The organism is Halomonas lysinitropha, assembly GCF_902500215.1.
In the GTDB taxonomy this organism is placed as follows: domain Bacteria; phylum Pseudomonadota; class Gammaproteobacteria; order Pseudomonadales; family Halomonadaceae; genus Halomonas; species Halomonas lysinitropha.
This window is the reverse complement of record NZ_CABVOU010000027.1, coordinates 508,666-522,453: the sequence shown is the minus strand read 5'-3', so window position 1 is coordinate 522,453 and position 13,788 is coordinate 508,666. Positions and strand designations below refer to the sequence as shown.

General features: G+C 66.4%; 13 protein-coding genes and 1 pseudogene. 3 read left to right on the top strand and 11 right to left on the bottom strand.

Annotated elements, in window-relative coordinates:
• Nucleotides 1–35 precede the first annotated feature (35 nt).
• Nucleotides 36–422, bottom strand: coding sequence for a ribosome-associated heat shock protein Hsp15 (gene hslR, locus HALO32_RS06925; protein ID WP_233279907.1), 387 nt, complete (start codon nucleotides 420–422; stop codon nucleotides 36–38).
• A complete protein-coding gene (yrfG, locus tag HALO32_RS06920) occupies nucleotides 415–1,113 on the bottom strand; it encodes a GMP/IMP nucleotidase (RefSeq protein WP_151443026.1) in 699 nt (232 codons plus the stop codon). The genes hslR and yrfG overlap by 8 nt, the downstream gene beginning before the upstream one ends.
• A gap of 144 nt (nucleotides 1,114–1,257) precedes the next feature.
• Between yrfG and nudE the strand changes: the two genes are divergently transcribed.
• Nucleotides 1,258–1,863 carry an ADP compounds hydrolase NudE gene (nudE, locus tag HALO32_RS06915; protein WP_151443025.1) on the top strand — a complete coding sequence of 202 codons (606 nt, stop codon included), beginning with the start codon at nucleotides 1,258–1,260 and terminating at the stop codon, nucleotides 1,861–1,863.
• A 138-nt stretch (nucleotides 1,864–2,001) separates the two neighbouring features.
• Here the strand turns inward: nudE and HALO32_RS06910 are convergent, their stop codons facing one another.
• A complete protein-coding gene (locus HALO32_RS06910) occupies nucleotides 2,002–3,090 on the bottom strand; it encodes an oxidoreductase (protein ID WP_151443024.1) in 1,089 nt (362 codons plus the stop codon).
• Nucleotides 3,091–3,305: 215 nt separating this feature from the next.
• Between HALO32_RS06910 and HALO32_RS06905 the strand changes: the two genes are divergently transcribed.
• Nucleotides 3,306–3,719 (top strand): nucleotidyltransferase domain-containing protein, encoded by a 414-nt coding sequence (locus tag HALO32_RS06905; protein ID WP_225809805.1) that lies wholly within the window; start codon nucleotides 3,306–3,308, stop codon nucleotides 3,717–3,719.
• 199 nt (nucleotides 3,720–3,918) lie between these two features.
• Here HALO32_RS06905 and HALO32_RS06900 read toward each other — a convergent pair whose 3' ends face one another.
• Together HALO32_RS06900 and HALO32_RS06895 are read right to left on the bottom strand one after the other, a co-directional pair.
• Nucleotides 3,919–4,467, bottom strand: coding sequence for a hypothetical protein (locus HALO32_RS06900; protein ID WP_151443023.1), 549 nt, complete (start codon nucleotides 4,465–4,467; stop codon nucleotides 3,919–3,921).
• Nucleotides 4,464–6,011: pseudogene (locus HALO32_RS06895) on the bottom strand (TRAP transporter permease); the annotation flags it as partial. The gene HALO32_RS06900 and the pseudogene HALO32_RS06895, both read right to left, overlap by 4 nt.
• 112 nt (nucleotides 6,012–6,123) lie before the next feature.
• Here HALO32_RS06895 and HALO32_RS06890 point away from each other — a divergent pair.
• Entirely contained in the window at nucleotides 6,124–7,299 is a 1,176-nt protein-coding gene (locus HALO32_RS06890; RefSeq protein ID WP_151443022.1) for an RNA-guided endonuclease InsQ/TnpB family protein, read from the top strand.
• A 139-nt stretch (nucleotides 7,300–7,438) separates the two neighbouring features.
• Here the strand turns inward: HALO32_RS06890 and lon are convergent, their stop codons facing one another.
• From lon to ribH, 6 genes are all read right to left on the bottom strand, one after another.
• Nucleotides 7,439–9,871: an endopeptidase La gene (lon, locus tag HALO32_RS06885; RefSeq protein WP_151443021.1), complete on the bottom strand. Its 2,433-nt coding sequence runs from the start codon at nucleotides 9,869–9,871 to the stop codon at nucleotides 7,439–7,441.
• 77 nt (nucleotides 9,872–9,948) lie between these two features.
• The gene (locus tag HALO32_RS06880) at nucleotides 9,949–11,208 is read right to left on the bottom strand and encodes a DUF945 family protein (RefSeq protein ID WP_151443020.1); all 1,260 of its coding nucleotides are present in this window, start codon (nucleotides 11,206–11,208) and stop codon (nucleotides 9,949–9,951) included.
• 78 nt (nucleotides 11,209–11,286) lie between these two features.
• Entirely contained in the window at nucleotides 11,287–11,760 is a 474-nt protein-coding gene (locus HALO32_RS06875; RefSeq protein ID WP_151443019.1) for a phosphatidylglycerophosphatase A family protein, read from the bottom strand.
• Complete coding sequence (gene thiL / locus HALO32_RS06870) at nucleotides 11,757–12,716, bottom strand: thiamine-phosphate kinase (RefSeq protein WP_151443018.1); 960 nt, start codon at nucleotides 12,714–12,716, stop codon at nucleotides 11,757–11,759. Before thiL ends, HALO32_RS06875 begins: the two co-directional genes overlap by 4 nt.
• A 13-nt stretch (nucleotides 12,717–12,729) precedes the next feature.
• Nucleotides 12,730–13,233: a transcription antitermination factor NusB gene (gene nusB, locus HALO32_RS06865; protein WP_151443017.1), complete on the bottom strand. Its 504-nt coding sequence runs from the start codon at nucleotides 13,231–13,233 to the stop codon at nucleotides 12,730–12,732.
• Nucleotides 13,230–13,730 (bottom strand): 6,7-dimethyl-8-ribityllumazine synthase, encoded by a 501-nt coding sequence (gene ribH / locus HALO32_RS06860; protein ID WP_151443016.1) that lies wholly within the window; start codon nucleotides 13,728–13,730, stop codon nucleotides 13,230–13,232. The genes nusB and ribH overlap by 4 nt, the downstream gene beginning before the upstream one ends.
• Nucleotides 13,731–13,788 lie beyond the last annotated feature (58 nt).

Genomic DNA, 13,788 nt, shown 5'->3' with positions numbered 1-13,788 from the left:
TGAATAGCGAGAGGTGAGTGGTGAAGCCTGGGGAACTACTCCTCACCGCCCTCCTTGAAGCGCCGGATATCACGGCGCTGCTTCTTGTCGGGTCGCTTGAGCGGGTGCTGCATGACCTGGTTGGTAAGGCGCCGAGCCTCGGCTTCGCGTTCGCGACGCGCGACGCTCTCCTCGGTCTCGCGATAGAGTGCTCGCGCTTCGGGAGCGCCGCGGCGCTGGTCGGAGAGCGCCAGCACCTCCACTTCCAGGACGTCCCAGCCCTGAGGCACCCGGATCAAGGCACCGACCTCGACGGCCTTGCTGGTCTTGGCCCGGGCACCCTCGTAGTGGACCTTGCCACCTTCGATGGCCTTCTTGGCCAGGGCCCGGGTCTTGAAGAAGCGTGCCGCCCACAGCCACTTGTCGAGCCGCACGCTATCCACGGGCGATCTCCTCCTTCTCTCCATCAACCGCAGGCGGGGTGTTTTCGGGCAGAATGCTGGCGAAGCGATCCAGGGCGATGAACTCCTCGAGTTCCTTCTCCGGCCGACGGCTGTTTGGCTGCTTGATGCCCAGCAGGTGGCGGATGCCGAACTCCCGGGCACTCTCCAGCACCGAGGCATTGTCATCGATGAACAGGGTACGCTGCGGGTCGAAGGGCTCGACCTCCTGCAAAGCGAACCAGAAGGCCTGCTCTTCCTTGGGGACACCGAGATCCGCCGAGGAGACGATGGCATCCAGGTACTCCTCCAGCCCGGTCAGCGGCAGCTTGAGCTCCAGGCTCGCGCGGTCGGCATTGGTGGCCAGCACCACTCGAGGATGGGCCACCTTGAGCCAGCGAAGGAAGTCCAGGGCATCGCTGCGCAGGCCGATCAGATGCTGTACCTCGCGCTTGAGCGCCACCACGTCGACCCCCAGCTCGCGACTCCAGTAGGCCAGGCTGTACCAGTTGAGGGTGCCCTGCTCGCGTATGATCCGGGCACGCAACTCCTCCTGGGTCGCCTCGTCGAGGCGATGCAGTTCCCCATAGCGTCGCGGCAGGTGCTCGAGCCAGAAATGGCTGTCGAAATGCAGGTCCAGCAGGGTACCGTCCATGTCCAGCAGGACGGTATCGATGGCGCGCCAGTCGATCATCACTACTCCGGGGTGAGTCAGGGTCCGTCGGGGCATAGTATTGGGCCGTTGCCAGATAGTATTGTATCGAATCGACATCCAGGGCGCACAGCGCGCCCGGCCCCGCCACCTGCCCCTTTCGTTCGCCAACAGGGAAGTCCGCCCATGTCCGACCCGCACGACACCTCCCGGTCCTGGCCCGTCAAGCCGCACATCCTCGACCGACGCAGCGTGGCGCGAAGTCGCCTCTTCCACGTCGAGGAACTGGACCTGCGCTTCTCCAACGGCGCCGAGCGCACCTTCGAGCGGCTCACCGGCACCGGCCAGGGCATCGGCGCGGTGATGATCGTGGCCATGCCCGACCCTGAACACGTGCTGCTCATCCGCGAGTATGCCGCCGGCTTCGAGGACTATGTGCTGACCCTGCCCAAGGGGCTCGTGGATCCCGGCGAGGACATCGTCACCGCTGCCAATCGCGAGCTGATGGAGGAGTGTGGCTTCGGCGCCCACCGCATCGAGCCGCTGGTGGAGCTGTCGCTAGCCCCCAACTACATGCGCCACCGCATGCAGGTGCTGCTGGCCAGCGGCCTCTACCCGAAGCGCCTGCCCGGCGACGAACCGGAGCCGCTCATCGTGGAGACCCACGCCATCGACGAACTCTCTGCCCTGCTGACCCGGGAGGACTTCCACGAGGCCCGCGCCATCGCCGCGCTGTTCATCGCCCGGGACAAGCTGCGCAGCGAGGCGCCCCACGATGCCGGGCTCTGGTGAACCCCGCTCATGAGCCGGCATCGCCCGGTGCGCGGTCGCTTACCGGACCTAAGGCCCCTTTGCCCCCTGTAGGCCCGATAAGCCGGAGGCGCATCGGGCGAGTCTTGCCCGGGGCGCTGTCGCTTACCGGGCCTGAAACTAGCTTGAGTGCAACCGGCGCAGCGCGCTGTTGCTGTCCTTGAGCTTCACCCAACGCCCCTGGCGGTAGCTGTCGAGCCCGGTCTCCAGCAGGGTCATCACGTCCAGCGCCGACTCGCTGGTCACGGGTGGCGGCGTGCCCTCGATCAGCGCCTGGGCGATGCCGGCGTAGAACGCGGCGTAGTCCCCCGGCACGACCGGTGCCTCGCGGGTGGTCAGGGCCACCGAATCACCCTCCTCCTCGGCGAGGGTCAGGGTGCCCGGCGACGCGTCCAGGCCCCAGCCCGGCGACGGGGCACGTCCCGCCTTGAGCCAGGCCTCCTGGGGGTCGAGCCCATACTTGACGAAGCTGCCCCGGGTGCCGTGGACCCGGAAGCGCGGCGTCGGCTCGGCTACCAGGGAACTGGCCTGCAGGCTTACCCGCAAGCCGTCGTACTCCAGCAGCGCCAGGAAGTCGTCATCCACCTCGGCTTCCTCGCGGGAGGTGGCAAGCTCCAGAAGGATCCCCTTGGGCATGCCGAAGAGCTGCCGGGCCTGGTCGAGGAGGTGCGGTCCGAGGTCGTACCAGATGCCACCGCCCGGCTTGTGGTGGTCACGCCAGCGATCGGTGACCCGGGGGCGAAAGCGGTCGAAGCGCGACTCCAACGCCACCACCCGCCCCAGGGTCCCCTCGTCGAGCAGCGCCTTGAGGGTCAGGAAGTCGCTGTCCCAGCGGCGATTGTGGAAGACGCTCAGCAGGCGTTCGGCGCCATCGGCCTGGGCCTTGAGCAGGCGGGCCTCGGAGGCAGTGACGCTCAAGGGCTTGTCAATCACCACATGCTTGCCGGCCGCCAGCGCCGCCTTGGCCAGCGGGAAATGGGTGTCGTTGGGCGTGGCGATCACCACCAGGTCGATGTCGCGCCGCGCAAACAGCTGCACCGCCTTGGGCAGTACCTCGACCTCGGGATAGTCGGTCTGAACCCGCTCGGCATTGCCGCTGACCACGGCCGTCAGTTCCAGGCCGGGAGCGGCCTGGATCAGCGGGGCGTGAAAGGTGCGCCCGGCCATGCCGTAGCCGATCAGGCCGACGTTGAGGGTCTGTGTCTTCATCGTGCGAGTTCCCTGCAGGGGTCATGGGGCCCGGTCCTCGGCAAAGGCTCACGTCGCCTGGCGTGGCGGCTCGGGTCTTCAGTTGATCCGTGATTCTGGCATGCGGCCCCTCGCCAGGCCAGTGACCCGGACGAGCGGGCCGTGTCACTGCTTGCACGCCCCTCGATCAGGGACGAAGATTGGCGCAACGTCATCACCCACCGATAGCCATTGCGATGCATCACCAAAGCACCACTTCGGACGACACCCTGGACGCCATCCGCCATCTGGCGATGGTTCGAGATGATATCGCCGCCCTGTGGTTGTACGGCTCACGGGCTCGTGGCGAGCACCAGGCCGCGAGTGATTTCGATCTGGCCGTGGCATTTACCACCTGGCTCAACGACCCGCTGGAGCGGCGCCTGCGCCCCGAGCTGCTTGCCCTGGAATGGCAACAAGCCCTGGGCATGGGCGAGGACATGCTGAGTGTGGTGGACCTGGCCATCGCCCCGATTCCCCTGGGCTGGAGCATCCTCGATCAGGGCCGTCTGCTGATCGATCTCCACCCACAGATTCGCATGCGCCAGGAATCGCGGATCCTGTCACGCTGGGAGATCGACTACCTTCACCCGGAGGGCATTCATGCCTGACAGTTCCCACCAGAGCGCCTATCTGAGCGCCCAGCGCCAGCATCTCGACGAATGCGAACAGGACATCGCCAGCCTTGCCGACATCCTGCGAGAAGGTGCCTGGAGCTATTACAATGCTCGACTTCGGCCGTCAGGCATTGGCCGAGCTGGAAGCCAGATCCTGAGGCCCATGCAGAAGGATGACCTGCTGCGGCGCGAATCAGGCCAGCACCAGGGGGTGCTCCTCGGACAGCGGCTGGGTGGCGTAGAGCACCCAGACGTCCAGCGCCGACCCGAGATCCCTCACTAGCCGAAGGTCATCGGGGTGCTGTGCCAGCACTTCGCGAGCGCAGATGCCGGCGTCCACTTCCCCCCTCCTCAGGGCCGCCGCCACCTCCACGATGGTGGCGTAGTCGTGGTGCTCGTCGAAGGCCGAGAGATCGGTGTAATGGCGGGTGGCCGGCTGCAGCCCCACGCTGACCGGCACGGCCACCTCGGCCCGCGCCAGCAGCGCCAGCGGCCGACTGCCGGCGACGAAGGCCTCCACCGGAAAGGCGCGATGCATGGTGCTGCCCACGCAGTCGGCATGGCTGGGGTGCGCCGTACACTGCAGGACCCGATCGACGCGGCCCGCCAGCAGCGCCTCGAAGGCCTCGGGAAAGGCCTCGAAGAGCTCGACCCGCGCGTCGGCGGGACCTCGCCGCTCGAGATAGCGGCGCAGCACCAGCGCATGGTTGCTGCCTTCCGGGCCCAGGGTGGCAAACCTCACAGCACCTCCTTGAACATGAAGATGAGCAGCGCGCCGGCAATGACCAGCAGCATCCTGACCCAGGCCGTACGGCGGGCAATCACCCCGTAGGAGATCGCGGCCAGCCCCGCGCCGATACGCAACGTATCGAGCAAAGCCGCGACGGGGTCGCTGGCCAGCCGGATCACGTCCGGGTTGGCGACCATGGCCAGGGGAATGATATAGAGCCCGATACCCAGCGCCATGGCCTTGAAGGCCACTTTCAGCCAGTTCTCTCCCACCATGCCGGCGGCGATGAAGACCCCGCCGCAGACCGGCGGCGTGATGGTCGAGAGCAGCGCGAACCAGAACACGAAGAGATGTGCCAGCAGCGGCTCCAGGCCCAGTTCGGTCAGCGCGGGCCCCGCCACCGAGACACAGATCACGTAGGCCGCGGTGGTCGGCACCTCCATGCCGAGCACCAGGCAGGCCAGGGCGGTGAGCAGCAGCGCCGGCCACAGCGCCTCTCCCGACAAGGCGAGGATTCCCGAGGTGATCTTGACCCCCAGCCCGGTCATCGACAGCACCCCGATCACCAGCGAGGCGCAGATGATGATCGAGCCGATCACCGCCACCTGACGCCCCGCCGTGACCAGCGCATCGGCCAGCCGCGAGGCAAAGCCGCCCAGGGAGAATGTCAGGGTGACATCAAAGAAGAGCAGCGCCACGCCGGCGAAGATCGCCAGGCTGGCCGCATACTGGGGCGTAAAGCCACCCGCGAAGATGCGCTCCAGCAGGATCGCGAAGGGAACCGCAAAGAACAGGGAAGTGATCAGCACCTCACGTCCGGAGGGCCGGTCGGCCTCGTCCACGGGCTTGAGGTCGTGGCGCGTGGCGTAGGCGTTGATTCCCGCCCACACGGTCGCGAAATAGAGAATTGCCGGGAGCATGGCCGCGGCCATGATCTGGGTATAGGGCGTCCCGGTGAGCTCCACCATCACGAAGGCGCCGGCCCCCATCAGCGGCGGCATGATCTGGCCACCCGAAGAAGCCACCGCCTCGATACCGCCGGCCAGAGCACGCGGATAGCCCAGGCGCACCATGCCGGGAATGGTGATGGCGCCGGTGGAGGCCACGTTGGCCGAGGCCGAACCGGAGATCGACCCCATCAGCGCCGAGGAGATCACCGACACCTTGCCGGCACCACCGGTTAGCCGACCCGCCACGGCACCGGCCATGTTCATGAAGCCCCGCCCCGCCTCTCCGGCGTTGAGTACCGCACCGAAGATCACGAAGATTGCCACTATACCCACGCTGACCCCGGTCAGCGTGCCCCAGAGCCCACCCTCGGAGATCGTCAGGGTGCCCATGAAGCTCGGTAGCGGCATGCCGGGATGCCCGTAACGGCCGGGCACAAGGTCACCGAACAGCCCATAGAGCAGTGCCAGCAGCGCCACCAGCGGCAGCGGCCAGCCAATGGCGCGACGCGCCGTCTCCAAAGCCAGCAGCACCAGGAACCCCCCGATCACCATCTGCAGCGGGGTATCGATGAAGCCGTACTGCTGCATCAGCAAAATCCGCGTGAACCCTCGCCCACTCGGGCGGGGAGGTAAGCGGGCAGCGCGGTAGCGCTGCTGGGGTTGCCCGACAGGATAAGACGACATAGGCTGTACATACATCCATGCTATGTGCTTCGCTATGTTGAAGGCCACGAAGATACGCATCTACCCCACGACCGAGCAGGTGGCGTTTCTGAACCGCCAGTTCGGCGCGGTGCGTTTCTGCTACAACACCGGCCTTCGCATCATGTCCCATCGCTACAAGCGCCACGGCCAGTCGTTGAGTGCAAAACACGACATCAAAAAGCTGCTTCCGGTGGCCAAGAAGTCCCGCCAGTATGGCTGGCTGAAAGAAGCGGATTCCATGGCTCTCCAGCAGTCGTGCATCAATCTCGACCAAGCCTTCCAGCGCTTCTTCGACCCCCATCAAAAGACGGGCTACCCGCGCTTCAAGAGCAAGCGGGGCAAGCAATCCAGCTACCACTGCGTCGGCGTCAATGCTGGCGATAGCTGGATTAAGGTGCCCAAGCTCGGGCCGATCAAGGCCAAGGTGCATCGTAAGGTTGAGGGCAGGCTGAAAAGCATCACCCTGACCCGGACGGTCACCGGGAAGCACTACGCCTCGCTGCTCTACGAAACAGAACAGGTCGCCCCGGCACTGCTGAAGGATGTAGACGCTGCCGGTGTCGTCGGCCTCGACATGGGGTTGTCGCATCTGGCCATTGACTCCACCGGCCGCAAGATCGCCAATCCGCGCTTCCTCAAGCAGGCGCAGAAGAACCTCAAGCGCAAACAGCAGGCGCTGGCCCGCACGAAGAAGGGCAGCGCCCATCGAGCTAGGGCACGGCTACTCGTCGCCAAGGCGCACGAGCGGGTTGCCAATGCCCGCAATGACTTCCAGCACAAGCTCTCTCGACAGATTGTTGACGACAACCAAGCGGTGATCGTCGAGACGCTGAAGGTCAAGAACATGATGAAAAACGCCAAGCTCGCCAAGCACATCGGCGATGCGTCATGGCATGCCTTGACGGCCAAACTGGACTACAAGGCCAAGGAGCAGGGCAAACATCTGGTCAAGATCGACCCGTGGTTTGCCAGCTCCAAGACCTGCCATGTCTGCCAGCACAAGATGGACGCCATGCCGTTGAGTCTCCGGTCGTGGGAGTGCCCCGCCTGCCACACACAGCACGACCGGGACATCAACGCGGCGCTGAACATCAAGCATCAAGGCATAGTGAAGTTGAAGGCGGAAGGGCTGTCCGTCTCTGCCCATGGAGGCTTGCGTAAGTCCGGCATGTCGCCGGCTGCTGCCTGAGAAGTGGGAAGCCTCGCCCGTGGCGCGTCAGCGCTTAGGGCGGGGAGCAGTCACCAATCACTATAATATCCAACCAACACACGAGGAAGCCTTCCTGCCGGCCCCCGGTCGTAGGCTCGGCAATTGACAGGGCAGAGGCTCAGCCGAATACCACCTTGGCCACATCACCGTAGTGGTCGGCAAAATGCACCGTCATGCCCTCCTTGAGGTAGTCGGGCAGCTCGTCGTAATCACGGCGGTTGGCGTCGGGCAGGATCAGCTCGGAGATGTCGCTGCGCCGCGCGGCGATCACCTTCTCGCGGATACCGCCCACCGGCAGTACCTGGCCGGTCAGGGTCAGCTCGCCGGTCATCGCCATCGGCCGGTCGATGGCACAGTGCCTGGCCAGGGACAGCAGCGCCGTGGCGATGGTCACCCCGGCCGAGGGGCCATCCTTGGGCGTGGCGCCTTCCGGCACGTGCAGGTGCACGAAGGCGGAGTCGAAAAAGTCGGTATCGGCGCCGTATTCACCCAGATGGCCGAGCACATAGCTGTAGGCGATATTGGCCGACTCCTTCATGACGTCGCCGAGCTGGCCGGTAAGCTTGAAGCCGCGGTCCAGGGCATGCACCTTGCCGGCCTCGACGGAGAGGGTGGCGCCGCCCATGGTGGTCCAGGCCAGGCCGGTGACGACGCCCTCCCCCTTCATCACCTGCTCCTTGCGGAAGATCGGCGGCCCCAGGTAGTCCTCGAGGTTGGTCACCGAGATCCGCACCGACTGCTGGCCGCTCTCGAGAAGCTTCACGGCCGCCTTGCGCACGATCCGGTGCAGCTGCTTCTCGAGCTGGCGCACCCCCGCCTCGCGGGCGTACCCCTCGATCACCTGACGCAGCGCCGCGGCGGTGAGGTTGATGCGCTTCTTGGGAATGCGGTCGCGCTTGAGCAGCTTGGGCCAGAGGTGGTGCTTGGCGATATCCATCTTCTCCTCGGCGATATAGCCGGAGAGACGGATCTGCTCCATGCGGTCCAGCAGCGCCGGGGGAATCGCATCCAGGGTGTTGGCAGTGCACACGAACAGCACCTTGGAGAGATCCAGGCGCACGTCGAGGTAGTGATCGAGGAAGTCGACGTTCTGCTCCGGATCGAGCACCTCGAGCAGCGCCGAGGCCGGGTCGCCCTGGAAGGACTGCCCCATCTTGTCGATCTCGTCGAGCATGATCACCGGGTTCTCGACCTCCACCTCCTTGAGGGCCTGGGCCAGCTTGCCGGGCATGGCGCCGATGTAGGTGCGGCGATGCCCCTTGATCTCGGCCTCGTCGCGCATGCCGCCCACCGAGAAGCGATAGAACTCGCGGCCCAGGGCCTCGGCGATGGAGCGCCCCACCGAGGTCTTGCCGACACCCGGCGGACCCACCAGCAGCAGGATGGAGCCCCCCACGTCGCCCTTGAAGGTGCCCTCGGCGAGGAACTCGACGATACGCTCCTTGACGTCCTTGAGGCCGTCATGGTCGCGGTCGAGCACCTGCCGGGCATGGACCAGGTCGAGCTGGTCCTGGCTGCGCACCCCCCAGGGCATGCTGGTCAGCCAGTCCAGATAGTTGCGCGTGGTGCCATATTCCGGCGAGCCGGTCTCCAGCACCGAGAGCTTGTCGAGCTCTTCATCGATGCGCTCCATGACCCGCTCCGGGACCACACACCCCTCGAGGCGTGCGCGGAAGGTGTCGACATCGTTCTCGCGATCATCCTTGGAGATGCCCAGCTCGCGCTGGATGACCTTGAGCTGCTCGCGCAGGAAGAACTCCCGCTGACGCTCCTGCATCTGGGCATTGACCTGGTCGCTGATCTCGCTCTGCAGCTGGGCGACCTCGATCTCCTTGCGCAGCAAGGGCAGCACCTTCTGCATGCGCTCCATGACCGGCAGGGTCTCCAGCACGTCCTGCAGCTCCGGTCCCTTGGCCGAGGTGATGGCGGCGGCGAAATCGGTCAGCGGCCCCGGCTCGTGGGGGCTGAAGCGGTTGAGGTAGTGCTTGAGCTCCTCACCATACAGCGGATTGATCGGCAGCAGCTCCTTGATGCCGTTGATCATCGCCATGGCATAGGCGCGGGTCTCGTCCTCCTCGGCGTCCACCGGCTCACGGGGATAGCTCACCTCCACCAGGTAAGGCGGCGTGCGGGAGAGCCAGCGCTGGATGCGAAAACGGCGCGCCCCCTGGGCGATGAACTGGATCTGCTGCTCCTCGCCCTGCAACTTGTGTACCTTCACGGCGGTCCCGATCTCGGGAAAATCCTCCCCGCCGAGCTCCTCGACGCCGGTCTCGCCGACGAAGGCCAGGCCCACGGTGTGATGCGGCGTATTGCCGACACGCCGGATGGTCTCTTCCCAGCGCTCGCGGTTGACCACCAGCGGTTGGACCTGGGCAGGAAAGAAGGGCCGATTGTGAATCGGCAGCAGATAGATGCGCTCGGGCAGCGAGTCACTGGCGGGCACCACCGCATGGTGGTTGCCCTCGTCGGGCCTCTCGTCGTGCAAGGCATCGTCGGTGTTGGCCTGAATCCAGTCCAGACCATCCTGCGCTTCGTGATCGTCGCTCATGCGTTCCTCATTCTGGATCGTCGGGATAGATTCCCGGGTCTGCCTGAGGAATGCGGGCACCGACGCCCGACTTCAAGTCATTGGAACCGTTCGAGGGCCGGCGGCAGTGGACGACCGTTGATCCGAACCCGGCCACGCACCACATCGATCTCCAGATCCCGGGTATCCAGCGGCAGACCGAGCCACAGGGCCACCACCTTGGGCGCCTGGTGCCAGATGAGGTCACCGAAGAGCCGTGCTCGCCAGCGAGCCTGTTCGCTGGCCTGTTCATGAGGATCGACGAGCGCGACCAGACTCAATTCCGAGAGCTGGCGCGAATCGAAGAACAATGCCCCGTCGCCCCGCGCCTCCAGCCCCAGCATCGGGCTGCGGAGGTCGATGGCATGGATGTCCAGCCGGGGGGAGTCCTGGAGCGTGGCCAGTAACTGCGGCTCCAGGCGGGCCAGCAGGTCGCCGCTCTCCTGAGCGGCATCGCCGCGGGCCGCCTCGGTGCGCAGCACGGCCAGCACGCTGCGCAGGGCGTCGGCATTGATGCGTGACAGCTCCAGGTCGACACGGCCGGTGAGCAGCACCTGCCCGGCCGTCACCAGGCGGTCCAGGGTCAGCTCGCTCTCGACGCGCAGTTCCTGTTCATCGAGCACCGTGCGGCTATGCAGGATCACCCCGCGGGCTTCCAGTTCGAGATCCGGCTGCTGCCAGGTCAGTCGCTCCACCTTGAGCAGGTCCTGCTGGCGGAAATGGTAGGCGGCATCGGTATAGGCATAGCGACTCTCCAGGACGGTCGGCCCCGCTTCCAGGGCAGCCGGGCCATCACTGAGGCGCCAGGGCTCGAGCCTGGCCTGCAGCCGCCAGTCACCGTAGACCCCGCCGAAGGTGATACGCCCACCGCGGAAATCGAGTTCGCGCCCCGCCTGGCTGACGATGAAAGGGGCCAACTGCAGATGCCCCTCCAGGGTGGCGCCAAGGGTGCGGTAGCGGGCCTGCCAGGTGGGCGGGCTCGAGGGCAGGGCGTCGCCGAACAAGCGTCGGTCGTCGGGCCCGAGATGCGGGATCAGCTCGCCGTCGATGCGCGTGCTGATCACCCCGTGACGTGCCACATAGGGCAGCTCGAGATGCCAGGCCTGGCCGAAGCGGGGCGTCAGATGGAGGGTGCCGCGGGACTCGAGCCAGCCGCGTTCGATGTCGCTGCGCTCAACCGCGAGCTCGCCCCGGGCGGTGAGATCCTCGAGGGCGCGCGCAAGTTCGCGCTCGAAGAGCACGCTCGAGAGATACTGGGCGGCGCCCCAGAGCAGCGCCACTCCCACCACCAGCGGGACGATCAGTCGTTCCTTGCGCATCATGGCGTTCCTTACCCGCGCCTTTTCCGGACCACTCCTGTGTCGCCGAAACGCTGGAGAGCTTTCAATGACCCCGGGTCAGTGGAGCCAGAACCACAGATGCATGGTACTCCATGCATACACCGCGGCGAGGACATCATCGATCATGATACCGAAGCCACCGGCGACCCGCCGGTCCGCCCAGCGGATCGGCCAGGGCTTGAAGACATCAAAGATACGGAAGACCACGAACCCCCAGAGAGCCGCTTCCCAGGAAAAAGGCACCGCCGCCATGGTCAGCCAGTAGCCGACGAACTCGTCCCAGACGATGCCCGAATGGTCGTGAACCCCTAGGTCGCGGGAGGTCTTGTCGCACAGCCAGATGCCCCAGAAGAAGGTCGCCGCTACCAGGCCCAGATACCAGCCCAGCGGCAGCTCGGAAATCAGCCAGTAGAAGGGAATCGCCGCCAGGGTGCCGAAGGTGCCGGGCGCGAAGGGCACGGTACCACTGCCCAGCCCGAAGGCCAGGAAGTGCACGGGGCGTCGCCATACGCTGGCGGGGGCCTGATTCATGGAGCGACACCTCCCGAAAAGTGCTGCCAGCCGCGATCGCCGGTGACCGTCACGCCCTGCACGCCGGATCGGTCGCTGAAGCGGCCGATCACCGTGAGGGCCAGGCCCAGGGCGGCCAGCCGGGCGCGAGCTTCGTCGAGGTGGTCGGGAGGCAGGCCGAGCAACAGCTCGTAGTCATCACCGCCGTGGAGCCCTGCCTGCCGAGCCCCCTCCTCGCCCAGCGCCGTCACCAGCCCCTCGGCCAGGGGCAGGGTGTCGGGCGTCAGCTCGGCCCCGACGCCCGAGGCCTCGAGGAGATGGCCGAGGTCGGCGAGCAGGCCGTCGGAGATGTCGATGGCGGCGCTGGCCAGGCCACGCAGGGCCAGGCCCGCCTCGAGGCGCGGAAGCGGATGGAGATAGCGCTGCAGCAGCGGGTGGCCGGTATCGCGTTCGCCACGCTGCCACAGGGCCAGCCCCCCGGCCCCGCCCCCCAGCGCACCGGTTACCGCCACCAGGTCACCCGGCCGCGCCCCGCTGCGGGTCAGCGCCTGTGCGGGGGGCACTTCACCCATCACCGTCACGCCGATGGCCAGTTCGCCGCGGGTCACATCGCCGCCCACCAGGGCCGTGTCGGTGGCGTCACAGAGAGCATGGAAGCCACGGGCGAAATCCGCCAGCCAGGCGTCGTCATCGGCCGCCGGCAGGGTCAGCGACATCAGGCACCAGCGGGCGCGGGCGCCCATGGCCGCCAGATCGCTCAGGCTGACCGCCAGCGCTCGATGGCCGACCGCCACGGCCGGGGCATCCTCGGGAAAGTGGATGCCGGCCACCGAGGTATCCACGCTGACCGCCAGCCGCTGCCCGGGCGTGGGGGCCAGCAGGGTGCAGTCGTCCCCGACACCCAGGGTCACGCCGGCCTCGGCCCCCGGGGGGTCGGGAGTGAAGAAGCGGGTAATGAGTTCGAATTCGCTGTGCATCAGGGGCTGGCCTTCAGCGGCGGCGAGCGGTGACCTCGGCGGATCGCAGTCGCCCGGCAAGCTTGTCGAGAATACCGTTGACGTACTTGTGGCCGTCGGTGGCACCGAACGACTTGGCCAGTTCGACCCCCTCGTTGATCACCGCGCGGTACGGAACCTCGGGGCGACGAGAGAGCTCGTAGGCGCCCAGGCGCAGAATCGCCAGCTCGATGGGGTCGAGATCCTCGAGGCGCCGGTCGAGCAGTGGCGCGATGGCGGCATCGAGCTCACGACGCTGATTCGCGACGTTGTGCAGCAGCTCGTGGAAGAGCGCCAGATCGGCGAATTCCATGACCTTGTGCCAGTTCTCGTGATCCTCGAGATCGTCGTCGGCCAGCTGGCTACGGAACTCGGCCTCCACGGCGGAGATCGACTTGCCGGTCATCTGCCACTGATAGAGGCCCTGAACCGCCAGCTCGCGTGCCGCACGACGCGACTGCTGGGCCTTGGACGGGGCCCGCGGGCGCTCAGCGTTCATGCCTCACCACCCTCGTCGGCGTCGTCACTGAAACAGCGCAGCAGCGAGACCATTTCCATCGCCGCCATGGCCGCCTCGGCGCCCTTGTTGCCGGCCTTGGTGCCGGCGCGCTCGATGGCCTGCTCGATGGACTCCACGGTCAGCACGCCGTTGGCCACCGGGGTGTCGAACTCCAGCTGAAGGCTGCCCATGGCGGTGTTGCAGCCGCCGGCGACATACTCGAAGTGCGGGGTACCGCCACGAATCACCGCCCCCAGGGCGATCACTGCCTCGGGGCGTGCCACCTGCAGCACGCGCTTGATGGCCAGCGGCAGTTCCCAGGCGCCAGGCACGTGGACGATATCGATGCCCTGCGGGTCGACGCCATGGCGGACCAGGCTGTCCACGGCGCCCTCGACCAGGCTGTCCACCACGTGGTGATTGAAGCGGCCGACCACGATCACGTAGCGGCCATCGACGTCGACGAAACTACCTTCGACTTGGGAAATCGGTTGCATGATTCTGTGTCCTGAGAGGTCCGGTGCGTGAGGATCCGGAAGGCATGGCGAATGAGCC